Origin of the sequence: Brevundimonas sp., from assembly GCF_013912005.1 — a bacterium.
In the GTDB taxonomy this organism is placed as follows: domain Bacteria; phylum Pseudomonadota; class Alphaproteobacteria; order Caulobacterales; family Caulobacteraceae; genus Brevundimonas.
The window spans coordinates 45,110-68,578 of sequence record NZ_JACESB010000010.1 but is presented as its reverse complement, the minus strand read 5'-3'; the positions used below and the strand labels follow the sequence as shown (position 1 = coordinate 68,578).

The window sequence follows — 23,469 nt, the reverse complement described above, 5'->3', positions numbered from 1 at the left end:
CGGCTGCGGCGGGCTGCTGTCCGGGGGCCGTCTGCGCGACAGCCGTTCCGGCCAGGAGGGCGGCGATGGCCACGCCCGTCAAGTAACGCTGAAAACGCATGTCAGTCCTGATTCCTCAAGCGGCGCCTGCCGGTTCTTCCGGCTCGCACAGCCCCGCGCGCCCGAGTCGCACGACGCCGGGCGCCCTTCGCCCCCGTCCTTACCCTGTACCGCCGAAAGTGGCGAGGTTTAGGCGTATGTAGACCCCCTCGGAGGGGCCGCTGGGCCGGACCCGCGTGTTGTCCCGCCGCCAGCCCAGCTCGAAGCGGAAGCAGTCGTCGTCGAACAGAAGCCCCACTTCCGAGCGGATGACGATGTCCCGCTCGAGGTCGGCGATGCCCGAGGCGGCGACGCCCCAGTTCCCGACGACGAACTGCTGGCCGGAGAGCTGCACGAATTCGTAGTTGCGATTCTCCGGCCCCGGCACGGGATTGGTGCGGTCCACGATGTAGCTGAGCGTCCCGAGGTTGCGCCGGCCCCAGCGGCCGTCAACCGCCGCCTCGGCCCGGCGGATGTCGCCCGAGGAGTCGACGGTCGCGTGTCCCCAGCCGCGAATCCGGTCCGACGGCGAGAAGCTGCCCTGCACCACCCAGTCGGAGGCGCTGTCGGCGAGGCCCGTCGGATCGTAGAGCCGGGCGGGATCGTCCGGGGCGGCGGTGAGGAAGGCCGGTTGGTCATCGCCGCGGAAGCTGCGCCCGACGAAGACGGTGGCCTGGCGCCCCTGGCCCCAGCGCAGGGTGGCGCGCGTCCCGGCGGTGAACCGCAGCCCCCCCTCAAGCAGGTCGTAGCCGGGGAAGCGGTCGGTGCGGAACAGGGCGCTCTCGTCCAGTTCGAGGCCCTGGCTGTCCTCGTTCGGAATCCGGGGATCGAGGTCGGGGTCGGTCGAGAGCGACAGCTGGGCCATCGGTTCGAGGACCAGGTCGGCTCCCGGGCCCATCCGACGGATGAGGGGCCAGGACACGTCGAGGCCGGCGGTGCCGCGGCCCCGGCTGAACGCCTCGTCCTCCAGTCCCAGGGCCGGCGGCAGATCCTCGATCGCATAGAGGTCGGCGCGGACGTCGACGAACGGCTCCCAGCGCAGGCCGGCGGCCGAAATCAGCGTCCGCCGCCATTCGGCCTGGCCGGAGATGCGCCGGCTGTCGACGCCCGGCAGGCCGGCCGTCGGGCCGGCGGGGATGATTTCCGGGCGGAGCACCGGGCTGCCGGTGAAATCCTGCCGGTACAGGGAGGCCGCCGAACCCCGCAGGCGCAGCCTGCCGCCGAAGACCGGCCGGTCCGGCTCCCAGCGCGCCTCGATCAGCGGCGCGACCAGCGGCAGGGCGCCCTCGTTCTCGAAGACCTTGAAGCCTTCGGCGTCGCGGAAATCCGTCGCGGCGAACCGGGGATCCAGGCGCAGGCTCTGGATGTGGAAGGCGGCGACCGAGAGGTAGGACCGGGCGGTCTGGCGCTCGACGTACAGCTGGCTGATCAGCCGCCGCTGGTCGCCGTAGTACAGGCCGTTGTCCTGGTACGGATCGCGCACGTCGTAGCGGTCGAACAGGGTCTTGTCCGACGTCTGCTCCGCCGTGAAGCCCCAGCGCCACGGCCCGGCGGGGTCGAAGCGGCCGTGGCCGAGGAAATAGCTGCGGCTCGTGCGCTCGCCGAAGCGGACGTTGCTCTCGGCGTCGCCGTCGCCGTCCAGGTCGAAGTCGCCGAAGTTGCGTTCATAGGTGTAGCCGCCGCGCAGCACGACCGTGCCTTCGGAGAAGCGGCGTCTCCACTGCAGGTTCAGCAGCGGCGCCACGTCGGTGTTCAGCTGGGGGCTGATCAGCCAGTCTTCCGAGGGGGAGATCACCTGGAGGTAGGGAACCTCGAGGCTGAAGCCGCGGCCCTCGTCATAGCTGGGGCGCGGCACGAGGAAACCGGACGCCCGCTCGACGGTGGGATCCGGGTGGGCGAACGCCGGCAGGTAGAAGACCGGCACGCCCCCGACCCGGAACACCGCGTTGCGGTACAGGACGGCGCGCAGCGCCTCGTCCTGGACCACCTTTTCCGCCTGGATGGCGATGCTCGGCTGCTTCGGCTCTCCGTCGGCGTCGCAGATCGGGCAGGGGGTGAAGAGGGCGTAGTTGAGCTCGTTGACGTTTTCGCTGCGGCGCACCGCGGTCGCCGCCATCAGGCTGGCTCCGTTGCGGAAGCGGGTGGCGAAGTCGACCGCCACCCCGGCCTTCAGGTCGGAGTCGAGCTCCAGATGGCTGGCGAAGACGACGTTGCCCTCCGGATCGGAGAACTCGACGCGATCGTCGGCCGTGGCGAGGCCGAGGCGGGTGTCATAGGTGACGCGACCGGCCCGGAGCGTGCTGTTGCGGAAGCGGGCGAGCACCCGCTGCTCGTCGCCGGTGGCGATGATCACGTCGCCGTCCCGCCCGGCGGTGTTCGCCTCGATGTAGACTGCGTCCCCGCGCAGGCCGTCCGCCGCCGCCGGCTGCGGTTGCGGGGGCGGGGAGGCGGGGGCGCCCGTCTGCTGGGCCTGCGCCGCCTGGGCCGAAAGCGCCAGCGTCGCCGCCCCGGCCAGAAGGCGGAGGCGCAGGGCTGCCGTGACGGACGCGTGGCGCTCACGCTTCATGCAATCGACTCGGGACGGCGGGACGGGGACGGTTCGCTTAGCCGTCCTCGGTATAGAACAGCAAGGTGAAGGCGGCGAGCGCCGTCAACAGCGGCGGCAGCCAGGCGGCCAGCCACGGCGGAATGACCTCGGCGGACCCGAACGCCGAGGCGGCCTGGTTGACGAAGAAGAAGGCGAAGCCGAGCACGACGGCGGCGATGCTCATCCGCGCCAGGTCGCCCAGCCGCATCAGGCGCAGCGAGAAGGCCGCGGCGAGGATCGACATGGCCGCGTACATCAGCGGCGTCGACAGCAACTGCTGGAGCCGGAGCCGGTAGGCGGTGGTCGAGAAGCCGGCGTCCTCCACCCGCGCGATCTGCGCCGGCAGGCCCCAGAACGAGGTCGACTGCGGGCGCGCGAACCGTTCGAAAGCCTCCTCGTCGGCGAGGCTGGAGGGAAGGTCGAGGGTCGCGTAACGCACCGCGCGCTGGCCGATCTGGGCGCCGACCGCGTCCACCAGCCTCCAGCGGCCGGCGCTCAGCGAGGCGGAGGCCGCATCGATCCGTTCCGAGAAGGTGCGGGCGCCGGCCGGGTCATTGCTGTAGATGAAGAAGCTGACGTCGAGCAGCCGGGCGGAGGCGCGGTCCTGGCGCTCGGCGCGGATGATCATCTGCCGGGTGTCGTCGCCCTCGCGGATCCAGACCGCGGCCGGCGCCTCGGAACCGGCTCCGGCTGCGGAGAGGCGGGTGCGTTCGCGCTGGAACAGGCCGTCCGCCGCGGAGGCCGCCGGTCCCAGCACGGTCACTGTCAGCATCCCGAACAGGAAGGCGGCGCCGGCGGCGGGCAGCACGAAGCGCCAGGCGGAGACTCCCGCCGCCCGCATGGCGATCAGCTCGCTGCGCCGGTTCAGTCCGACGAAGGCGGCGAGGGTGCCGAACAGGAAGACGAACGGCAGCAGCTGGATGATGACCTGGGGCGACTTGAGCAGCATCAGGCCGAGCGTGCGCGCGGCGGACAGGTCGACGTCCGAGCCGATGCCCCGCGAGATCTCGACGAAGTCGATCAGCATGATCAGGGCGGCGATGACGCCCAGCGCGACCGCGAGCGACCGCCCCTGCTGGAGGAGGACGTAGCGCTCGATGCGACCCAGGCGGGCCCAGCGGGCGGGGAGGGAGGTGCGGGCGCTCATGCGAACCGCTCCCGGACGCGCCGCCACGGACCCCACCCGCGCCGCGTGCGCGGCTTCAGCGCCCGGAACAGCAGACGCATGGCGATCGCCGCGGCGGCGATGGGCAGCAGGTACTGGAAGATGTTGAGCCAGCCGTTCCAGGCGCTGGCGGCGACCACGCCGTAGCCGACGATGCGGACGATGAGGAAGGCCGCGGCCGCGCGGGCGATGCGGAAGCCGTAGCCGGTCCGGCTGAAAGCTCCGCCGATGATGGCCGCGAGCGCCATGGCCATGGCCATCAGGGCGTACAGGGGCGCGGACAGGCGCGAATGGCCCTCGGCCGCGAGCTCCCCGGCGGCGCCGACCCTGTCGAGATCCCGCGGCGACGGGTTGAACAACTGCGGGAGGTAGAGATCCGACGGCTTGTAGCGGACGTCCTCCGTCACCTCCGCATAGGGGCCGAGAGGAACATCCTGCCGCCCGAAGGAGAGGTACTCGAGGACGCCGCGGCTGGAATAGCGCTGCCAGGAGCCGTCGATCAGGGTCAGCACCGGCTCGCCGTCGATGCGCGAGAAGCGGGCCTGCGCCGCATCCCAGGTCGTCACCCGGTCGCCGTCGGTCTGGTAGATGAAGATGTTCTTCAGCAGGCCGTTCTGCTCGATCTGCTGGACGTAGACCGTGAGGCCTTCCGGGCCCTGGACGAAGCGGCCCTCCTCCACGAGCAGGGCGGCCAGATCGGTGCGGACGGCGAAGGCCTCGGCCCGGGCCTGTCGCTGCGCCCACGGCTGCAGGACGGTGGTGATGACCAGGGTCAGGACCGCCGCGATGACGGCGATGGTCACCGCCGGCTTGATCGCGGCCCACCGCGTCACCCCGGAGGCGAACACCGCGGTCAGCTCCTGCTCGCGCTGCAGACGGGTGAGGGCGACGAGGGCGCCGACGAACAGGCCGATCGGCACGATCACCGCCAGCAGCTGGGGAACCGCCAGCAGGGTCAGCTTGACCATGACCCACACGCTCTGGCCGCGCTCGACGATCACCTCGAGCTGGTCGAGGCTCTGGCTGAGGATGCCGATCCCGGCCAGCGCGGCGCACGCGGCCACGACGGGACGCGCGATTTCGCGAAACAGATAGCCTTGAATCAGCGTCATGCGCGGAAGGAAATCGCCCGGTTGCAGGTGGCGGTGCGGGAGCGCATCTAATACACACGGCGCTGCGCCGGTGAAACCACGCGGCCATCCCCTTCGCACAAGACCGGGACCGTCATCCCGGCGGGAGCAGTAGTAGATGAAGATCGAGTTCGTTGCCGACGCAGGCGCTGCGGAAGTCCTCGCCGTTCTGGTTCACGAGGGCCGCGCGCTCGCCGGGGCGGGCGTCCGGCTGGAAGAGGCGACCTCCGGGGCCTTGGGCCGGGCGATGAACGCCAGCCGCTTCACCGGCGGCGTCAACAGCACCCTGATCGTGGCCGCGCCCGCAGGGGTCGAGGCGCAGACGATCGTGCTGAGCGGCGCGGGCGAGGCGGACAAGTTCGACGATCTCGCGCTCGAGGCGGCCGCGGGCGCGGCCTACCAGGCGGTCAAGCTTTCCGGGGCGAAGTCCCTGACGCTGGACGCCTCGCACCTGTCGGCGGACCAGGCCGCCCGCGCCGCCTTCGCCGCCCGGCTGGCGAGCTACCGCTTCCTCAAGTACCGCACGACCCTGAAGCCGGAGAAGACGCCCTCGATCGAGACGATCCGCGTGGTCGCCGCCGATGTGGACGCCGCCCGCGCCGCCTGGGAGACCTTCTCGGCGGTGGCGGAGGCCGTCGAGTTCGCCCGCGACCTCGTCGCCGAGCCGGCCAACGTCCTCTACCCGGCCGAGTTCGCCCGCCGGGTCAAGGAACTCGAGCGCCTCGGCCTCGAGGTCGAGGTGCTGGGCGAAGCGGAGCTGGAGAAGCTGGGCTTCCGCACCCTGCTGGCCGTCGGCCAGGGCAGCGAGCGCGAGAGCCAGGTCGCGATCATGAAGTGGAACGGCGGCAAGGCCGGCGACCAGCCGATCGCCTTCGTCGGCAAGGGCGTCTGCTTCGACACCGGCGGCATCTCCATCAAGCCGGCCGACGGCATGGAGGAGATGAAGTGGGACATGGGCGGCGCCGCCGCCGTGGCCGGCGTCATGCATGCGCTCGCCGGCCGCAAGGCGAAGGTCAACGCCATCGGCGTGCTCGGCCTCGTCGAGAACATGCCCGACGGCAAGGCTCAGCGGCCCGGCGACGTGGTCATGTCCCTGTCCGGCCAGTCGGTCGAGGTGCTCAATACGGACGCCGAGGGCCGGCTCGTGCTGGCCGACTGCCTCTGGTACACCCAGGAGCGCTTCAAGCCGAAGTTCATGATCGACCTGGCGACCCTGACCGGGGCCATGATCGTCTCCCTGGGGCTGGAGTACGCCGGCGTCTTCTCGAACTCGGACGAGGTGGCGGGCGCCATCCTCGAGGCGGCGCCGAAGGTGGGCGAGAACGTCTGGCGCATGCCGATCCCGGCCGCTTACGAGCGTCACATCGACAGCCCGATCGCCGACGTGAAGAACACCGGCAACGGCCGCGCCGGCGGTTCGATCACCGCCGCCCTGTTCCTGCAGCGCTTCACCAACGGCCTGCCGTGGGCGCACATCGACATCGCGCCGACCGCCTGGGTCAAGGACAGCCGCAACCCGACCGTGCCGGACGGGGCCGTGGGCTGGGGCGTGCGGACCCTCGATCGCATGGTCGCGGACCGGTACGAGGCCTGACGAACACGAGGGGAGGGGCGGTCGCCTCTCCCCTTTTTCGTGGTCCCGGTGCTATGGCTCGGCCATGCGCCAGACATTCGACGAAGTCACCGATCCGTCCTTCGGGGCCAGGCACCTGCCGCGCGTGCGGGCGAAGATGGCCGAGCAGGGCCTCGACGGCCTGCTCGTGCCCCACGAGGACGAACACCAGAACGAGTACCTCCCGGCGGCCAACGACCGGCTCGCTTGGGTGACAGGCTTCACCGGTTCGGCCGGGGCCGGCGTGGTCCTGACGGACCGGGCGGCGGTGTTCGCCGACGGCCGCTACACGGTGCAGGTGCGCGCCCAGGTGGATCCGGCGCAGTTCGAGATCCACGGTCTTGAGGACGAAGGGCTGGCGCGCTGGCTCGAGACCGTCCCCGCCGGGGCCGTGATCGGCTACGACCCCCGCCTCCACAGCCCGGATTCGCTGACGGCCCTGCGGCGCGCGGTCGCGAAGGCGGGAGCCGCCCTCCGGCCGGTGGAGACCAACCCGGTCGATCTCGCCTGGGGCGACGAGCGTCCCGCCCAGCCCGCCGCGCCGGTGGTTCCGCACGAGGACCGCTACAGCGGCGAGTCGAGCGCCGACAAACGGGCGCGCATCGGCCGGTCGATCGCCGACAAGGGCGCGGACGCCGCCGTGCTGACCGCGCCGTCCTCGATCGCCTGGCTGTTCAACATTCGCGGCGGCGACGTCATCCGCACCCCGCTTCCGCTGGCGCAGGCGGTGGTGGAGGCGGACGGCTCCGCCCGCCTGTTCCTCGATCCGCGCAAGGTGACGAACGAGCTGCCGGGCTGGCTCGGCGACGCCGTTTCGCTGGAGGCGCCGGAGGCGCTGGAGGGCGCGCTTGGCGATCTGAAGGGGCGGAGGGTGCTGGTCGACCCCGCCCAGTCCTCGGCCTGGTATTTCGACCGCCTCGAGGACGCGGGCGCGGACGTGGTGCGCGGGATGGATCCCTGCACCCTGCCGCGGGCGTGCAAGAACCCGGTCGAGATCGAGGGCGCGCGACAGGCGCACATCCGCGACGGCGCGGCGCTGAGCCGTTTCCTGCACTGGGTGGACACGACGGCGCAGGAAACCCTGCCGGACGAGCGGGAGATCGCCGAAACCCTTGAGCGGTTCCGGGAGGAGACGGGCGCCCTCAAGGACCTGTCCTTCGACACCATCGCCGGCGCCGGACCCAACGGCGCCCTGCCGCACTACAAGCCGGTGACCCGCACCATCCGCCGCATCGAGAAAGGCTCGCTGCTGCTCGTCGACGGCGGCGGCCAGTATCTGGACGGCACCACCGACGTCACCCGCACCATGGCCGTGGGCGAGCCCTCGGCCGACCAGCGCCGGATGTTCACCCTCGTGCTCAAGGGGCACATCGCCATGGCGACGGTGCGCTTCCCGGCCGGCACGACCGGCCACCAGCTCGACGCCCTGGCGCGTCTGCCCATGTGGATGCAGGGCTTCGACTACGACCACGGCACCGGGCACGGGGTCGGCAGCTACCTCGGGGTGCACGAGGGGCCGCAGCGGATCGCCAAGGCGGTCAACAGCCAGCCGCTGCTGACCGGCATGATCCTGTCCAACGAGCCCGGCTACTACCGCGAGGGCCACTGGGGCATCCGCATCGAGACGTTGCAGGTGGTGACGCCCCCGGAGCCGGTTCCGGGCGGCGAGCGCCCGATGCACGGCTTCGAGCAACTGACCCTCGCCCCCCTCGACCGTCGGCTGATCGACGTCGATCTCCTGACGCCGGGCGAGCGGGCCTACGTCGACGCCTACCACGCGGAGACGCTGGCGAAGGTCGGGCCGCTGCTGGACGACGAGGTGCGCGCATGGCTGGAGCGGGTTTGCGCGCCGCTCTAGCCCTCCTGCTGGCGGCGGCGCTGGCGACTCCGGCGGCCGCCCGGCCGGCGGAGCCGGAGGCGGCGTTCGAGTTCACGCCGCCGCCCTGGCGGGTGGCGGGCGAGCGCGGGCGCATGCGGGTGGTGCAGCGGCAGTGCCGCATCGAGCCGACGCGGCAGGTGCGGCGGCGGATCGTGGATCTGGCCGTGCAGGAGTGGGCGGCCCTGGGCTTCCAGACCATCGACGCCCGGCCGGTGGAGAGGCGCCGCCTGCCGGACGGGGTGGTCGCCGACGCCGCCAATCCGGTGCGGCCGACCCCTCGCAACGTCCGCCATCTGCTGCGGGTGGGAACCTGGGAGACCGATCCGGACGCGGACGCGACCATCGCCGGCTACTGGAGCGCCACGCCGGACGGCCCGGCCGTGGTGGCGCGCCAGAACCGCCAGTGGCGCGGCGGCTCCGACGGGCCGGTGGACTGGGTGCAGCCCTGGTCGGCGGCCTTCGTCAGCTGGGTGATGTGCGAGGCCGGCCTCGGGGCCCCGGAGCAGTTCGCGCGCGACATCTCGCATCGGGTCTACATCGACCAGGCGATCCGCGCCCGCGACGGCGCCGCCCCGGGCGCGGCCTACGAGGCCTGGGACGCGGGCGAGCAGCCGCTCGAGCCCGGCGACCTGCTGTGCAACAGCCGCGGCGGCGTCGACTATCGCCGCCTGGCGGACCGCCGGCCCGACCTGGGCGACTACGCCCCCGCCCACTGCGACATCGTCGTGCGGGTGGCGGACGACCGGATCAACGTCATCGGCGGCAATGTGATGCAGGGGGTCAGCCTGACCATCCTGCCCCTGACCCGGGAGGGGACGGCGCATCCGCGGCCCGTGGCGGAGGCCGACATCGCCGGCGCCCGCACCATCTTCGCCCACCTGAAGCTGCGCGCCGATCCGGTCGGGCCCGACGCCATGGACCGATCGCCGGTCCTGCACGAGGGCTTGCGTCCTTGAATTGAGGCGATACGGCGCCCATCTCCCGGAGGCCGGCGGACGCGCCGCCGCCCCCTCACATTTCAGGAGAAGCGCTGATGAAGACGCGCAAGCTGGGCCGTTCCGGTCCCGAGGTCTCGGCCATCGGCCTCGGCTGCATGGGCATGGCCGCCTTCTATGGACAGCCTTCGGACGAGGCGCAGGCGACGGCGGTGATCCACCGGGCGCTCGACCTCGGCGTCACCCTGTTCGACACGGCCGAGATGTACGGGCCGCACACCAACGAAATCCAGCTGGGCAAGGCGCTGGCGGGCCGGCGGGACCGGGCCTTCGTCGCCACCAAGTTCGGCATCGGCTACAACGCCGACCGGACGCAGCTCACCGTCGACGGATCCCCCGCCAACGTCCGCCGGGCCATCGAAGGCAGCCTGAAGCGGCTGGGGATGGACCACGTCGACCTCTACTACCTGCACCGCGTCGACCCGAACACGCCGATCGAGGAGACCGTCGGCGCGATGGCCGAGCTGGTGACGGAGGGCAAGGTCCGCTTCCTCGGCCTGTCCGAGGCGGCGCCCGACACCCTGCGGCGCGGGCACGCCACCCATCCGATCACGGCCCTCCAGACTGAATACTCCCTGTGGAGCCGGAATCCCGAGGACGGCCTGCTGGACCTCTGCGAGGCGCTGGGCGTCGGCTTCGTGCCCTACAGCCCGCTCGGCCGGGGCTTCCTGTCCGGCGCCATCCGGTCCATCGACGACCTCGCGCCCGACGACTTCCGGCGCTCCAATCCGCGCTTCTCCGGCGAGAACTTCCGCAAGAACCTCGAGCTCGTGGAGGCGGTGAAGGCGATCGCTGCGGAGAAGGGCATCACCGCCGCCCAGCTGGCGCTGGCCTGGGTGCTGGCGCAGGGGGAGCATCTGGTCCCGATCCCCGGCACGCGCCGCGTGCAGACCCTGGAGGAGAATGTGGCCGCGACGGAGGTCGAGCTGACGCCGGACGATCTGGCGCGGATCGACGCCGTCTTCCCCAAGGGGGCCGCGTCGGGCCACCGCTACGCCGAGGCGGCGCGGGCGGCCCTGAACCGCTGACGCCTTACGGCGATTTAACTGGCCGCGACGCCGCCGGCCGATAGTATTTGCGTATGCAAATAACATCGGACCAGTTGGAGGCGGAGCAGGCCCTGGCCGGCCTCGGGTTTACGGAACTCGAGGCGCGGCTCTATTGCGCCCTGCTGTCGAGCGGCCCGGCGACGGGGTATCGGCTCGCCAAGCTCGTCGGGAAGGCTCCGCCGAACGTCTACCAGGCGCTCGCCTCCCTTGGCCGCAAGGCGGCGGTCATGGTCGACGAGACGGAGGCCCGGACCTGGCGCGCGGCGCGGCCGGAAGAGCTGCTGGCGGTGCTGGGCGGGGCCTTCGCCACGCGTCAGGCCGAGGCCGAACGCCGGCTCGCCAGCCTCGCCCGGGCGCCGGTCGACGACCGCATCTACCAGATCGCCGACCCTGACCAGGTGATCGAGCGGGCCCGCGCCATGCTGGCGGCGGCGCAGGACATCGTGCTGTTCGACCTGTTCCCGGCGCCCCTGCGCGCCCTGCGCGCATCGCTGGAGGCGGCCGCGGGCCGCGGCGTCCGGGTCGCCGGCCTCGTCTACGAGGACGCCCCGGCTCCCGCGGGCGTCACCGCCCGCCGCGCGGCGGAGGCGCCGGCCGACCGCTGGCCCGGCGTCCAGCTGAGCCTCGTCGTCGACGCCGCCGAACATCTGGTGGCGCTGATGACGCCGGCGATGGACGGCGTGCGCCGGGCGATCTGGAGCGACAGCGCCTACCTCAGCTGTCTCCAGCACAGCGGCCTGTCGGCGGAGATCCGGCTGGCGGATCTGGCCGCGGCGGGGCGTGATCCGCTGGCCGACCTGTCGCTGCTTCGCTCCGCCCCCCGCGGCCTGCGCGCCCTGGTCGATCCCGCGCCCGCGGAACCCGCCCCTGCCTCCGAGGAGACATCCCGATGAACCGTGCATTTCTCGCGGCCGCGGCCGCCATCGTTCTCGCCGGCCTGCCCTCCGGCGCCTCGGCCGAAGACCCGGGGCCGCTGCTGGAGCGCTATCGGCAGTGGCGGGGCGGGCCGGCCTTCGAGCAGCTCACGGCGGTCCGCGCGCGCGGCGCGATCGACGCGTCCGGGCTGCAGGGCGTGGTGGAGGGGATCGCCACCGCCCGGGGCGACTTGCGCCGGGACATCGACCTGGGGGTCGTGCGCACCGCCAGCGCCCGGCGCGGCGAGGCCGGCTGGGTGCTGACGCCCGCCGGTCAGGTCGAGGACATCGCCGCCAGCGCCGCCGAGGATCTCCGCCGCGACGCCCTGCTGATGTTCGAGGCGATCCTCGACGACCCGGCGCGGCTGGACCGACGTCCCGACGTGGAGCGGGACGGACGGACCTTCGCCGTCGTCGCGGTGGATTTCGGCGACGCCGACGTGCACGAGCTCTATCTCGAGCCGGACACCGGCGCCCTCTACGGCCTGCGACGGGTGCGGGACCGGCGCGAGGCCTTCGTGCGCCTTGATGACTGGCGCATGGTCGAGGGCGTGCGCCTGCCCTTCACCGAGACGACCGCCGGCGGAACCGGCGAGGACGGCAGCATCCGCTGGACGACGATCGACGCCAATCCCGACCTGTCCGACGAGGCGTTCGCCCGGCCGCGGCCCGGCCCGGCGCATGAGATCGCGGGCGGCGCCGCCTCCACCGGCTGGATGCCCTTCAACCTCTTCGGCGGGGTGCGCATCTTCATCCCGGCCCGGATCAACGGCGTCGAGACGGAGGTCCTCCTCGACAGCGGGGCCGAGATGACCGTGATCGACGCCGCCCTGGCGCAGCGGCTCGGCCTCGAGATGCGGGGCGATGTGACGGCCGTCGGCACAGGCGGGACCGGGTCGGCCCGGTTCGCGGGCGGGGTGGATATCGCGCTGGACGGGATCGCCTTCGCCGACCGCACCGTGGCGGTGATCGACCTCGCGCAGATCGGCCAGGCGGTGGGGCGCCCCCTGCCGGTGGTGCTCGGCAAGGACGCCTTCAACGACCTGATCATCGACATCGACTTCCCCGGCCGGCGACTGGCCTTCCACGAACGCGCCGGCTTCTCCGCCCCGGAGGGGCTGGTGGAGATCCCGCTGGTGTCGACCGGTTCGATCCGCGCCGTGCCGCTGTCGGTGGAGGGGAGGGCGCCGGCGCTGTTCGACTTCGACACCGGCAACGGCGGGGCGCTGCTGGTGTACCCGGCCTACGCCGCGGCGGAGGGGTTGCTGGAGGGGCGGCCGCAGTCGACGGTGATGTCCGGCGCCGTCGGCGGACTGCGGGAGAGCGCCATCGCCAGCATCGCCAGCGTGTCATTGGCCGGCTTCGAGCTGCACGACGTGCCCGCCGTCTTCCCGCCCCCGGGCCTGTCCGCTGTGGACAGCGACCGCACGGTCGGCAACGTCGGCATGGGGGTGCTCGGACGCTTCCGCCTGGTCACCGACTTCGCCGGCGACCGGCTGTGGATCGGCGCCGATCCGGCGGCGCTGGCCCGGCCGTTCGCCAAGGACCGGCTCGGCCTCAGCCTGCGCAAGGAGGCCGACGCGGTGGTGGTTCAGCGGGTGTCGCCCAACTCCCCCGCCGCCGAGGCCGGGTGGAGCGGCGGCGAGCGGATCACGGCCATCGACGGCGCGCCGGCGGCGGGCCTCGACGCGGCGGCGCTGAGGGCGGTCGTCACCGGTCCCGCCGGCCGGATCGTGTCCCTGACGCTGGAGGGCGGCCAGACCCGCACCCTGCAGAGCCGCGACTTCTACTGATCAGCCGCCGATGAGGGCGAGCCACTCGTCCTCCGTCAGCACCGCGACGCCGTGCTTCTGCGCGTCGGCCAGTTTGGAGCCGGCGCCGGGGCCGGCGACGAGGTAGTCCGTCTTCTTCGAGACCGAGCCGGAGACCTTGGCCCCGAGCGCCTCGGCGCGGGCCTTGGCCTCGTCGCGGGTGAAGCGCTCCAGGGCGCCGGTGAAGACGACGGTCTTGCCGGCGACGGCGGTGTCGGTCTTCGGCCGCTCGGCGTCCTCGATCCGGTCGAGTTCGCCGACGAGGGCGTCGACCATGGCGCGGTTGTGCGGCTCGCGGAAGAACAGGGCGAGGGCGCGGGCGGCCACGGGTCCGACGCCGGCCACGCCGGCGATCTGGCCGAGGGCGTCGGACGGGCCTTCCTCGCGCGCCACCCGGGCGAGCTCCACCAAGGCCGTCCAGTCCTCCGCAAGGCCTGCGAGGCCGCGCCGCGCGGGGGCGGCGAGGCCGGGGAAGGCGAGGGCGATCTTCTGGTCCAGCGGCGCCTCGGGCCACGGGTCCTGCGGCGGCGGGCTGGCGGCGGCGAGCGTCTGGAGCACGCGGGGCGACACGGCGTGGGTCTCGGCCAACCGCGTCCACGCCTCCGACGGCACGCCCGAGGCGGCGGCGACGCAGGCCGTCTCGAACGCCGTCCAGGTCTCGAACGCCCGGGCGAGGACGAGGGAGGTCTGCTCGCCGATGTCGCGGACGCCGAGGGCGTAGATGAAGCGGTCCAGCGCGATCGAGCGCCGGCCCTCGATGCCGGCGACGAGGTTGCGCACGCTGGTGTCGCCATAGCCCTCCTCGGCGCGGAGCTCCGCCAGCCGCGCCTCATCGCGGGCGAGGCGGAAGATGTCGGCCGGCTCCCGGATCCAGCCGCGCTCGTGGAAGGCGGTGAGCTGCTTTTCGCCAAGACCTTCAATGTCGAAGGCGCGACGGCTGACGAAGTGCTTGAGGTGCTCGATGCGCTGGAACGGACAGGCCAGCTCGCCGGTGCAGCGGCGCACCACCGATTCCGCGCCCGAGGCCGTGGTCTCCTTCACCAGCGCCGTCTCCAGCGGGCAGGCGCAGGTCCGGGGGAATTCGTAGGGAGCTCCGCGGCCGGGCCGCCCGGGGTCGACGACGCCGAGGATCTGGGGGATCACGTCGCCGGCCCGCTGCAGGACGACGGTGTCGCCCAGGCGGACGTCGAGGCGGGCGATCTCGTCGGCGTTGTGCAGGGTCGCGTTGCGCACCACGACGCCGCCGACGGTCACCGGGTGCAGGCGCGCGACCGGGGTGTGCGAGCCCGTCCGGCCGACCTGGATGTCGATGCCTTCCAGCACCGTCTGCGCCTGCTGCGCGGGGAACTTGTGGGCGATGGCCCAGCGGGGGGTGCGGGCGACGAAGCCGAGCCGCGCCTGCCAGTCCAGCCGGTCGACCTTGTAGACCACGCCGTCGATGTCATAGCCCAGCGTCGCCCGGTCGGCCTGCAGCCGCTCGTACAGGGCCATCAGCCCTTCGGCGTTCTCGACCCGCTGCGACCGGTCGTTGACCGGGAAGCCCCACGACCGGAGCGCCTGCAGCGCCTCCCACTGGGTCGCGGCGATCGGGGCCGAGGTCTCGCCCCAGGCGTAGGCGAAGAAGCGCAGCGGGCGGGTCGCGGTGACGGCCGGATCCTTCTGCCGCAGCGAGCCGGCGGCGAAGTTCCGGGGATTGGCGTAGGTCCGCGTTCCCGCCGCCTCGGCGGCGGCGTTGAAGGCGTCGAAGGCGTCGTTGGGGGCGTAGACCTCGCCCCGCACCTCGATGACCGCCGGCCAGCCCGATCCGGCGAGGCGCGGCGGGATATCCCCGAGCGTGCGCAGGTTGGCGGTCACGTCCTCGCCCGTGCGGCCGTCGCCGCGGGTGGCGCCGGTGACCAGCACGCCATCCTCGTAGCGCAGGCTGGCGGACAGGCCGTCGATCTTGGGCTCGGCGACGAAGGCGACGGGCTCGTCCGACGCGAGCTTGAGGAAGCGCCGGACGCGGGCGGCGAAGTCCGTCACCTCCTCCGGCGCGAAGGCGTTGTCCAGCGACAGCATGGGCACGCCGTGCCGCACGGGCGCGAACTGGGCGGCGACCGCGGCGCCCACGGTCTGCGACGGCGACTCGGCCGTGGTGAGGTCGGGGAACCGGTCCTCGATCTCCAGCGCCCGCCGCTTCAGCGCGTCATACTCGGCGTCCGGGATCTCCGGCGCGTCGTGCCGGTAGTAGAGCGCGTCGTGGTGACGGAGGAGGGCCGCGAGGCGGTCCAGCTCGGCGCGGGCCTCGCTTTCGCTCAACTGGTCGACGGGCTGCTCGGACATCCACGGCTCCGGAATCGGGCGATCCTTCTAGCATCGGCCGCCGCGTCGCGGCGCCCGCCGTCATGACAGAGAGTTAATCTGACGGGCGGGGCGCGGGCGGCTAGCGTCGCCGCCTGCCGAGGAGTCCCCATGCGCGTGTTCCGTTCGTCCCCCGTCGCCGCCGCCGTCGCCCTGCTGCTGGCGGCCTGCGCCGCTCCGGCCGGGGCCCCGCCGGCGCCGTCGGCCACCGCGCCCGCCTTCCAGGCCCAGCTGCTGGAGGACGTGCGGATCCTCGCCTCGGACGAGATGCAGGGGCGTGACACCGGCTCCGCCGGCGGCGAGGCGGCGCGGAACTACATCGTCGGCCGGCTGGAGGCGCTCGGCGTCCAGCCGCCGATGATGGGGCGGCTGCAGCCCTGGGAGATGACCGGCCGCACCCGCGAGGGGCCGCGCACCTTCAACGGCGTCAACATTCTCGGCGTGATCCCGGGCACGCGGGCGGCGGACCGCTACATCGTGGTCACGGCCCACTATGACCACGTCGGCGTCTCCGGCGGCCAGATCTACAACGGCGCCGACGACAACGCCTCGGGCGTGGCGACCATGCTGGCCCTCGCCGCGGAGCTGAAGCGGCAGGCGCCGGACCACAGCGTCATCCTGGTCGCCCTGGATGGCGAGGAGCGCGGGCTGCTGGGGGCGAAGCATTTCGTCGAGGCTCCGCCGGTCCCGCTGGCTTCGATCGCCCTGAACCTGAACTTCGACATGACGGCGCGGGCGGAGACGGACGGCAAGCTCTGGGTCACCGGCACCTACCAGCATCCCGATCTCCGGCCGATCCTCGAGCCGCTCCCCACCGACGGGGCGGTGGCCCTCGCTTTCGGCAAGGACACGCCGCAGGACACCGGCGAGGACAACTGGGTCGAGGCCTCCGACCACGCGGCCTTCCACCGGGCGGGCGTGCCGTTCCTCTATCTGGGCGTGAACTACCACCCGGACTACCATCGGCCGTCGGACGATTTCGAGCGGATCACGCCGGAGGTGTTCGTCAGCGCCACGCGCCTGTCGATCGACGCCTTCCGGGCGCTGGACCGGAGCCTCGACCGCTAGGCGACGACGCCGGCAGCCGGCGGATACAGGCTTGAAATGGTCAAGGTTTGAGCGTTCGCTGGCCGCAGGAGGCGCCGATGAACCCGACCCCATTCGAAGCCCTGGACCTCGGCGTCATCCAGAAGATGCGCAAGGTCGCCGTCGCCATGGCCCTGCTGCTGTTGCTGGGCCTGTCGCTGGTGAGCCAGTCGATCGGCGGCGTGGACGGCGCCTGGCACGAATCGGTGGAGGCGGCGGGCCTGGCGGCCATCGTGTTCTCCATCGTTGGCCGCGCCTGGTGCACCCTCTACATCGGCGGGCGAAAGAAGGCCGTGGTGGTGGATCGCGGGCCCTATTCGATCACCCGCAACCCGCTTTACGTCTTCAGCTTCTTCGGCGCGTTCGGCATCGGGGCGCAGAGCGGCAGTCTGACGATCGCCGTCGCCTTCGTGCTCGCGGCGATGCTGGTGTTCCACTTCACCGTCCGGCGCGAAGAGGCCTGGCTGCAGCGCGAGTTCGGCGCCGCCTACGCCGCCTACGCCCGTCGCACCCCGCGCTTCTGGCCGCGCTTCGACCTGTGGCGCGATGCCGATGAGCTGACCATCCGGCCGTCCCTGTTCCTGCTGACGATCCGCGACGGCCTCGTCTTCCTGCTGGCCATCCCGCTGTTCGAACTCATCGACGCCGGTCAGTCCGCCCACTGGCTCAAGGTGCTGGCGCACCTTCCCTAGATCACGCCGGCCCCCCGGCCGTTCCGGACAGACGATGCACCGCACAGCCCTGATCGCCACCGTCGCCGCCCTCGCCCTCTCGGGGTGCGGCGAGACTCCGTCGGAAGGCCGCGCCCCGGGCGCGGCGCCGGCCTTCACCTACGCCGCGGCCGGGGACCTGTCGGGCTACTTCATGCCGATGGGCGAGGTCCGCGCCGGCCCGTGGAAGCTGGACCACGTCTTCGTCGGCCAGGCCCCGGAATTCCAGGCGTGGGCGGCCGGCGAGCGCAGCGCGAGCTTCGCGCCGGTCATGCTCCAGTTCCACAAGGCCGGCTCTTCCGCCGCCGGATCGGCGCCGGGCGAGGCCGCGGCCGATGTCGCCCGGGTGCTGCCGACCTCCTACGAGGTCAGCGATGTGCAGGTGCGCTTCGAGGGCCGCTCTGCGAAACTGGGCCTCGTCCGGTTCGACGGCCGTCTGGACCAGGGCGCTCTGGCGACGGCGCGGCGCAATCTCGGCGACGAGAGCGCGGTCCTGACCGGTTCGCTGAAGATCGGCGACGCACGCCCGCAGGCGGTGCGCCTGCGCTGGTGGATGGGCGACTGAGGGCTCAGCCCGCCTCGATGTCCAGCTTCAGCCCCATGGCCTCGGCCAGGGCCTTGCCGCGCCGCCGCGTCTGCTCGCCCAGCAGCACGTCGGCGTAGCCCTCGGCGGCGGACAGCACCAGCCGTCCGTCCCGCACGCCGGCGCGGGCGTTGACCAGGAGCTGCGGCGAGCGACCGGAGAGATCGCAGGCCAGCCGGATGGCGAGCCCGGCGGCGCGCGCCCCCTGCCGTTGCTCGTCCGTCAGCAGACGTTCCACGGTCGCCGGCTCGGGCGTGGCCGAGGGACCGCCGTAGCGGGCGTTGACCGCCGTCGCCAGCCAGGCCCGCTCGGCGTGGGTCTGGCCCGGCACCGGGGCGCGGAGCACCTGGTCGAAGGCCAGCTCCACCCGGTGGTCCGGGTGCAGCCGGGCCCCGACGTCGGCGAGCCGGCAGGCGGCGTCGATCAGAACCGAGTCGCGGGCGCGGTCGAACGACGGCGCCAGGCCGCCGAGCACCGGCTCCACCCAGGCGTGGAGGGCCCCGGGCAGGGTGGGGGAGATCCCCTGCCGCGCGCCGAGCGCGGAGCACCCCGCGAGCAGGGGGTCGGCGGCGGCGGTGTCGGCGTCGAGCGATTCGAACAGCAGGCCCTCGCGCACGCCCCAGGCGGAGAGCACGATCTGCTTCAGCCCGAGGCGCTCGATCAGCGCCTCCAGCACCAAGGCCGCGTGGGGGAGGGTCTCGGCCCGCTTCTTCGTCAGCCCGGGCCACTTCTCCAGCGAGCCTTTCGACTGGCGGGCGATCAGGCGCGCCGTCTCGCGGGCTTCGGCGGCGCCGAGCCGGAACTGGTGCACCACGTGGAGGGGATAGCCGCTCAGGCTCATGTGCGCCTGGGCGAGGGTGCGCCAGGCGCCGCCGACCGCATAGAGGGTGTCCGTGGCGAACGCCTCCGCCGGCTTCAGGCGGCGCGCGACCTCGGCCTGCCGGGCGGGGAGATCGAGGTGGCGCAGGTCGCCCATGGCGAACGGCCCGAGCGGCAGGGTCACCCCGGGGCTGATCCGCCCCTCCTCGACGCGGACCAGCTCCAGGCTGGAGCCGCCGAGGTCGCCCGCCACGCCATGCGCGTCGGGAATGCCGGCGACGACGCCGAGCCCGGCGTAGCGGGCCTCGGCCTCGCCCGACAGGACGCGGATGACGAGCCCGGTCTCGGCGGCGATCCGCTCGCAGAAGGCCGTGCCGTCCTCGGCCTCCCGCACGGCCGCGGTGGCGGCGACGAAGGCGTGGGCGGGCCGGACCCCCTCGATGACGGCGGCGAAGCGCTTGAGCGCCACGACGGCCTGTTCGACGCCGTCGGCGGAGAGGCATCCCGTCCGCGGCAGGTCGCGGCCCAGGCCGGCCAGCACCTTCTCGTTGAAGACCGTCCAGATCGCCCGGCCCTCCAGCCGGTACAGCACCAGCCGGACCGAGTTCGAGCCGATGTCGATGGCCGCGATGTCGTGCGGCGGGGCGACCGCCGGGGCGAGCTCGGGCATCAGGCCGGCTTCCGCTCGGGCCGTTCGTAGCGCAGCTGTCCGGGCAGGGTCTTCACCTTGCGGCCCCGGCCCGAGAGGCTGGGGTTGGTCATGAAGTAGCGGTGGGCGGAGAACGGCCGCTCCGGATCCAGCGGAGCCACCCGGCGGTAGGTCCCGTCAGGCTCGAGGAGCCAGCTCTGGGCGTCGTCCTTGAGATTGGCGACCATGATCTGGTCCAGCACCTGGTCGTGGACGGTGGCGTTGCGCACCGGGGTCATCAGTTCGACCCGGCGATCCAGGTTGCGGGGCATCCAGTCGGCGGACGAGATGAACAGCTTCGCCCGGTCGTTGGGCAGGTCGCGCCCGTTGGCGAAGGCGACGATGCGGCTGTGCTCGAGGAAGCGGCCGACGATCGACTTGACCCGGATGTTCTCGCTGAGGCCCTCGACGCCCGGGCGCAGGCAGCAGATGCCGCGCACCACCAGCTCGATGCGCACGCCCCACTGGCTGGCGCGATACAGGGCGTCGATGATCTCCGGGTCGACGAGGGCGTTCATCTTGGCCCAGATCGCCGCCGGCTTGCCCTGGGCGGCGGCGGTCATCTCCCGGCCGATCAGGTCGATCAGCGTCTGCTTCATGTTCAGGGGCGAGACGACCAGGGCCTCCAGCTCGTCGGGCTGGGCGTAGCCGGTGATGTAGTTGAACACCCGGGCGGCGTCGCGGGCCAGCACCGGATCGCTGCTGAACAGGCTGAGGTCCGTGTAGATGCGCGCGGTGATCGGGTGATAGTTGCCGGTGCCGAAGTGGCAGTAGGTCTTCAGCCCGTCGCCCTCGCGCCGGACCACGACGCTGAGCTTGGCGTGGGTCTTGTACTCGACGAAGCCGAAGACGACATGGACCCCGGCGCGCTCCATGGCCCGGGCCCAGCGCAGGTTGGCCTCCTCGTCGAACCGCGCCTTGAGCTCCACGAGCGCCGTGACGTTCTTGCCGTTCTCCGCCGCCTCGATCAGCGCGGCCACGATCGGGCTGTCGCGGGAGGTCCGGTAGAGGGTCTGCTTGATGGCGATGACGTTCGGATCGCGCGCCGCCTGGCGGAGAAACTGGACCACCACGTCGAAGCTCTCGAACGGGTGGTGGATCAGCATGTCCTTCTCGCGGACAGCGGCGAAGATGTCGCCGCCGTGGTCGCGGACCCGCTCCGGGTAGCGCGGCTCGTAGCCGGGGAACTTCAGGTCGGGATGGCCGCCGGGGATCAATTCGGACAGCTGGGCCAGGCCGAGCATGCCGTCGACGAGGACGATGTCCTCCGGCGCCGCCATCAGCTGGTCGGTGATGAAGGTGCGCAGATCGTCGGGCATGGAGGCCTCGATCTTGATGCGCACGACCGAGCCGAGGCGGCGCTGCTTGAGGGCCTCCTCGAACTCCATGACGAGGTCCTCCGCCTCCTCCTCGATCTCGATGTCGCTGTCCCGGATCAGCCGGAACACGCCCCGCTCCAGCACGTCGCAGCCGGGGAACAGGTGGTCGATGAACAGGGTCAGCAGGCTCTCGAGGGTCACAAACCGCTTGCGCCCAGGCTTGGATCGCCCGTCCGTGGGCAACGGCCAGAAGCGCTTCACCTGCGTCGGCACCGGCACCAGGGCGTACAGGATCCGGCGATCCGACCGTCGCTTGACCTTGAGCGCGAGCGAGAAGCCGAGGTTGGGCAGGAAGGGGAACGGGTGCGCCGGGTCGATGGCCATGGGCGTCAGCACGGCGAAGAGCTGGGTCAGGAACTCGGGCTCCAGCCGTTCCCGTTCCGTCCGGGTGATGCGGCTCGCGTCCACCACCTCGATGCCGGCGGCCGCCAGCTCCTTGCGCAGCCGGCGCCAGTGCCGCTGCTGTTCCGTCATCAGGCCGCCCGCGGCGCGGTTGACGCGATCCAGGGTCTCGCTCGGGGTCAGGCCGTCGGCCGAGACGACGCGCACCCGCTCCCGCACCTGGCCCTTGAGGCCGGCGACGCGGGTCATGAAGAATTCGTCGAGGTTGTTCGCCGAGATGGACAGGAAGCGCAGGCGCTCCAGCAGCGGGTGAGCCGCGTTGGCGACCTCCTCCAGCACCCGGCCATTGAACGCCAGCCACGAGATCTCGCGATTGAAGAACCGCGTCGGCGAAGCCATCAGCTCTTCCGACAGCTGCAACTGGGGGGCGCGGGAGGAGGGGACCTCCGCACCCGAGGTGGTGTCGCCGATCGCCGCATCGCTCATGCAGCGGTTCTGACGCGGCGCGCGGGCGTCCGCAACCTTGCGTCGGAAAGAAGAACGCCGGCCGGGCGCCTGCCCGGCCGGCGTTCACTCCGTGTCCTGACGGACTACCAGCTCCAGGCGTCGTACACGACCTCGATGATGTAGCCGTCGAACTCGTCGATCAGATAGATGTGGTTGTCGACGAGCACCCAGCGCGTCCCGACCGGCGGATAGCCGAGGCCGTAGGTCCGCCAGTCGTCGAGGCGGTAGCGCCAGAAGATCGAGGGCAGGTACTGGCCGGCATGCCAGCGCTGGCCCCAGTAGCTGCGGGGAACGCTGTAGTAGCCGTGGCCCGGCGCGAAATAGAAGCCGATCCGGACCCCGGAGAAGCCCCGCCAGCGACGGTCGTGCCGCCACCAGTCGCGTCCGTGCCGGCGGTTCCAGTCCCGACGCCAGTGATCGGCGTTGAAGCGGTTGCGGAATTCCCGGTACTCACGCCGGTCTTCCCGTCGCTCGCGCCGGTCCTCACGCCGGTCCTCACGCCGGTCCTGACGCCAGTCGCGGCGATCCTCGCGGCGATCCTGACGCCACTCGCGGCGCTCCTGCCGGTCTTCGGGCCTGCCCTCGCGGCGGTCCTGCCGGTCGTCGCGCCGGTCCTCGCGGCGCTCCTGGCGGTCGTCCCGACGGTCTTCGCGACGCTCCTGCCGGTCCTGTCGCCACTGGGGCGGCGGGGTCGGACGATCGGCCCGCTGCCCCCGCCGGTCCTCGCGCCGCTCCTGGCGATCGTCCCGCCGTTCCTCGCGGCGTTCCTGCCGGTCCTCCCGACGTTCCTGACGCGGCGGTTCCGCGCGCGGGGGGCGGGGGCGTTCCGGGCGGGCTTCCGCCTGCCGCTGGACCCTTTCCTCCGCCCCGTTCTGCAGGGCGGCGCCGCGGCGCCCGCCCCGGTGTTCCCCGTCCTGGGCGAGGACGGTCAACGGCGCGGCGGCGGGGACGACGAAGGACGCGATCGCCGCTGCAACCATCAATGAGCGTTTCATTCTCGTATGTTCTCCGCACGCCCCTGTCAGACGGCTTGTGGAAAGCCTCGTCGGCGCAGGCTGAACCGGGACTGAACGGCGGCATGGATATGCATGCAGAAACGCCCCGCGGCGGAACCGCGGGGCGTTCGGGTCGGCGCGAGCGGGTCTCGCCTAGAAGACGTCGTACAGAACGCTGGCGATCAGCCCGGTGGCGATGGCGATCAGCACGATGTCGTCGCCGGCGTGCACATAGCGGTAGCCGCGGGGCGCCGGGCGCAGGCCGTAGACGTACGGGTCGCGGACGTAATAGCCGCGGTAGGCCGGCGGGAGGTAGCCGCCCCGCTGCCAGCGATAGCCGTAATAGCGCGGCTCCACCCGGTAGTAGCCGTAGCTCGGCGCGTACCAGTAGCCGTGACGGGCGCCGCGGTAGTCGCGGAAGTCGCTGCGGCCGCGCCACCAGTCCCTGTTGTTGCGGTCCCAGCGGCGCTCCTGGCGGAAGTCGCGCCGGTCGTCGCGACGCTCGCGCCGGAAGTCCCGCCGGTCCTCGCGACGATCCTGACGGTAGTCACGCCGGTTGTCGTACTCGCCGCGGCGCCAGTCACGGCGATCGTCGCGGCGCTCGCGGCGGAAGTCGCGCCGATCCTCGCGGCGGTCCTGCCGGTACTCGCGCCGATCCTCGCGGCGGTCCTGGCGCCATTCGCGGCGATCGCCGCGGCTCTGCGCCTCGGCGGCGAGCGGGGCGGCGGTGGTGGCCAGCGCCAGTGCAACGACGGCGGCCCTCGTGAAGCGGTTCATGTCACTCTCCTTCCGGGCCGGAG

17 protein-coding genes are annotated in these 23,469 nt (G+C 72.3%); 9 read left to right on the top strand and 8 right to left on the bottom strand.

Annotation, left to right across the window (positions count from 1 at the left end):
* Positions 1–199: 199 nt before the first annotated feature.
* Genes lptD through H2038_RS08860 form a run of 3 tightly spaced genes read right to left on the bottom strand, consistent with a single transcriptional unit; the run spans position 200 to position 4,942 of the window.
* Positions 200–2,644 carry an LPS assembly protein LptD gene (gene lptD, locus H2038_RS08870; protein ID WP_292111832.1) on the bottom strand — a complete coding sequence of 815 codons (2,445 nt, stop codon included), beginning with the start codon at positions 2,642–2,644 and terminating at the stop codon, positions 200–202.
* A gap of 37 nt (positions 2,645–2,681) precedes the next feature.
* Positions 2,682–3,812 carry an LPS export ABC transporter permease LptG gene (gene lptG / locus H2038_RS08865; protein ID WP_292111829.1) on the bottom strand — a complete coding sequence of 377 codons (1,131 nt, stop codon included), beginning with the start codon at positions 3,810–3,812 and terminating at the stop codon, positions 2,682–2,684.
* Positions 3,809–4,942, bottom strand: coding sequence for an LptF/LptG family permease (locus H2038_RS08860; protein WP_292111826.1), 1,134 nt, complete (start codon positions 4,940–4,942; stop codon positions 3,809–3,811). Before H2038_RS08860 ends, lptG begins: the two co-directional genes overlap by 4 nt.
* 136 nt (positions 4,943–5,078) lie before the next feature.
* On the opposite strand from H2038_RS08860, the gene H2038_RS08855 reads away from it, so the two are divergent.
* The 6 genes from H2038_RS08855 (at position 5,079) to H2038_RS08830 (ending at position 13,202) form a co-directional block, all read left to right on the top strand.
* Positions 5,079–6,554 carry a leucyl aminopeptidase gene (locus tag H2038_RS08855; protein WP_292111823.1) on the top strand — a complete coding sequence of 492 codons (1,476 nt, stop codon included), beginning with the start codon at positions 5,079–5,081 and terminating at the stop codon, positions 6,552–6,554.
* 64 nt (positions 6,555–6,618) lie between these two features.
* Complete coding sequence (locus H2038_RS08850) at positions 6,619–8,430, top strand: aminopeptidase P family protein (protein WP_292111821.1); 1,812 nt, start codon at positions 6,619–6,621, stop codon at positions 8,428–8,430.
* Complete coding sequence (locus H2038_RS08845; RefSeq protein ID WP_292111818.1) at positions 8,415–9,407, top strand: DUF2272 domain-containing protein; 993 nt, start codon at positions 8,415–8,417, stop codon at positions 9,405–9,407. Before H2038_RS08850 ends, H2038_RS08845 begins: the two co-directional genes overlap by 16 nt.
* Before the next feature lie 77 nt (positions 9,408–9,484).
* The gene (locus H2038_RS08840; RefSeq protein WP_292111815.1) at positions 9,485–10,474 is read left to right on the top strand and encodes an aldo/keto reductase; all 990 of its coding nucleotides are present in this window, start codon (positions 9,485–9,487) and stop codon (positions 10,472–10,474) included.
* A 53-nt stretch (positions 10,475–10,527) separates the two neighbouring features.
* Positions 10,528–11,388 carry a TrmB family transcriptional regulator gene (locus H2038_RS08835; RefSeq protein ID WP_292111813.1) on the top strand — a complete coding sequence of 287 codons (861 nt, stop codon included), beginning with the start codon at positions 10,528–10,530 and terminating at the stop codon, positions 11,386–11,388.
* Complete coding sequence (locus H2038_RS08830) at positions 11,385–13,202, top strand: aspartyl protease family protein (protein WP_292111810.1); 1,818 nt, start codon at positions 11,385–11,387, stop codon at positions 13,200–13,202. The genes H2038_RS08835 and H2038_RS08830 overlap by 4 nt, the downstream gene beginning before the upstream one ends.
* On the opposite strand, the gene ligA is transcribed toward H2038_RS08830, so the two are convergent.
* Positions 13,203–15,542, bottom strand: a complete 2,340-nt coding sequence (ligA, locus tag H2038_RS08825; RefSeq protein ID WP_292111808.1) for an NAD-dependent DNA ligase LigA — start codon at positions 15,540–15,542, stop codon at positions 13,203–13,205.
* Between the two features lie 129 nt (positions 15,543–15,671).
* Between ligA and H2038_RS08820 the strand changes: the two genes are divergently transcribed.
* The 3 genes from H2038_RS08820 (at position 15,672) to H2038_RS08810 (ending at position 17,921) form a co-directional block, all read left to right on the top strand.
* The gene (locus H2038_RS08820) at positions 15,672–16,628 is read left to right on the top strand and encodes a M28 family peptidase (RefSeq protein WP_292111805.1); all 957 of its coding nucleotides are present in this window, start codon (positions 15,672–15,674) and stop codon (positions 16,626–16,628) included.
* A gap of 77 nt (positions 16,629–16,705) precedes the next feature.
* Positions 16,706–17,338: an isoprenylcysteine carboxylmethyltransferase family protein gene (locus H2038_RS08815; protein ID WP_292111802.1), complete on the top strand. Its 633-nt coding sequence runs from the start codon at positions 16,706–16,708 to the stop codon at positions 17,336–17,338.
* A 34-nt stretch (positions 17,339–17,372) separates the two neighbouring features.
* On the top strand, positions 17,373–17,921 hold the full coding sequence (locus H2038_RS08810) for a hypothetical protein (RefSeq protein ID WP_292111799.1): 549 nt from the start codon (positions 17,373–17,375) through the stop codon (positions 17,919–17,921).
* 4 nt (positions 17,922–17,925) lie between these two features.
* Here H2038_RS08810 and H2038_RS08805 read toward each other — a convergent pair whose 3' ends face one another.
* The 4 genes from H2038_RS08805 to H2038_RS08790 form a co-directional block, all read right to left on the bottom strand.
* Positions 17,926–19,428 (bottom strand): Ppx/GppA family phosphatase, encoded by a 1,503-nt coding sequence (locus tag H2038_RS08805; protein WP_292111796.1) that lies wholly within the window; start codon positions 19,426–19,428, stop codon positions 17,926–17,928.
* The gene (locus tag H2038_RS08800) at positions 19,428–21,653 is read right to left on the bottom strand and encodes an RNA degradosome polyphosphate kinase (protein ID WP_292111793.1); all 2,226 of its coding nucleotides are present in this window, start codon (positions 21,651–21,653) and stop codon (positions 19,428–19,430) included. The genes H2038_RS08805 and H2038_RS08800 overlap by 1 nt, the downstream gene beginning before the upstream one ends.
* 104 nt (positions 21,654–21,757) lie before the next feature.
* The gene (locus H2038_RS08795; protein WP_292111790.1) at positions 21,758–22,669 is read right to left on the bottom strand and encodes an RcnB family protein; all 912 of its coding nucleotides are present in this window, start codon (positions 22,667–22,669) and stop codon (positions 21,758–21,760) included.
* A 153-nt stretch (positions 22,670–22,822) separates the two neighbouring features.
* A complete protein-coding gene (locus H2038_RS08790; RefSeq protein WP_292111787.1) occupies positions 22,823–23,446 on the bottom strand; it encodes an RcnB family protein in 624 nt (207 codons plus the stop codon).
* Between the last annotated feature and the right edge of the window lie 23 nt (positions 23,447–23,469).

Coding starts and splice junctions, on each gene's coding strand:
- H2038_RS08795 (WP_292111790.1), bottom strand. CDS start 22,669: ATGAAACGCTCATTGATGGTTGCAGCGGCGATCGCGTCCTTCGTCGTC.
- H2038_RS08820 (WP_292111805.1), top strand. CDS start 15,672: ATGCGCGTGTTCCGTTCGTCCCCCGTCGCCGCCGCCGTCGCCCTGCTG.
- H2038_RS08805 (WP_292111796.1), bottom strand. CDS start 19,428: ATGCCCGAGCTCGCCCCGGCGGTCGCCCCGCCGCACGACATCGCGGCC.
- lptD (WP_292111832.1), bottom strand. CDS start 2,644: ATGAAGCGTGAGCGCCACGCGTCCGTCACGGCAGCCCTGCGCCTCCGC.
- H2038_RS08860 (WP_292111826.1), bottom strand. CDS start 4,942: ATGACGCTGATTCAAGGCTATCTGTTTCGCGAAATCGCGCGTCCCGTC.
- H2038_RS08850 (WP_292111821.1), top strand. CDS start 6,619: ATGCGCCAGACATTCGACGAAGTCACCGATCCGTCCTTCGGGGCCAGG.
- lptG (WP_292111829.1), bottom strand. CDS start 3,812: ATGAGCGCCCGCACCTCCCTCCCCGCCCGCTGGGCCCGCCTGGGTCGC.
- ligA (WP_292111808.1), bottom strand. CDS start 15,542: ATGTCCGAGCAGCCCGTCGACCAGTTGAGCGAAAGCGAGGCCCGCGCC.
- H2038_RS08790 (WP_292111787.1), bottom strand. CDS start 23,446: ATGAACCGCTTCACGAGGGCCGCCGTCGTTGCACTGGCGCTGGCCACC.
- H2038_RS08840 (WP_292111815.1), top strand. CDS start 9,485: ATGAAGACGCGCAAGCTGGGCCGTTCCGGTCCCGAGGTCTCGGCCATC.
- H2038_RS08810 (WP_292111799.1), top strand. CDS start 17,373: ATGCACCGCACAGCCCTGATCGCCACCGTCGCCGCCCTCGCCCTCTCG.
- H2038_RS08835 (WP_292111813.1), top strand. CDS start 10,528: ATGCAAATAACATCGGACCAGTTGGAGGCGGAGCAGGCCCTGGCCGGC.
- H2038_RS08830 (WP_292111810.1), top strand. CDS start 11,385: ATGAACCGTGCATTTCTCGCGGCCGCGGCCGCCATCGTTCTCGCCGGC.
- H2038_RS08815 (WP_292111802.1), top strand. CDS start 16,706: ATGAACCCGACCCCATTCGAAGCCCTGGACCTCGGCGTCATCCAGAAG.
- H2038_RS08855 (WP_292111823.1), top strand. CDS start 5,079: ATGAAGATCGAGTTCGTTGCCGACGCAGGCGCTGCGGAAGTCCTCGCC.
- H2038_RS08800 (WP_292111793.1), bottom strand. CDS start 21,653: ATGAGCGATGCGGCGATCGGCGACACCACCTCGGGTGCGGAGGTCCCC.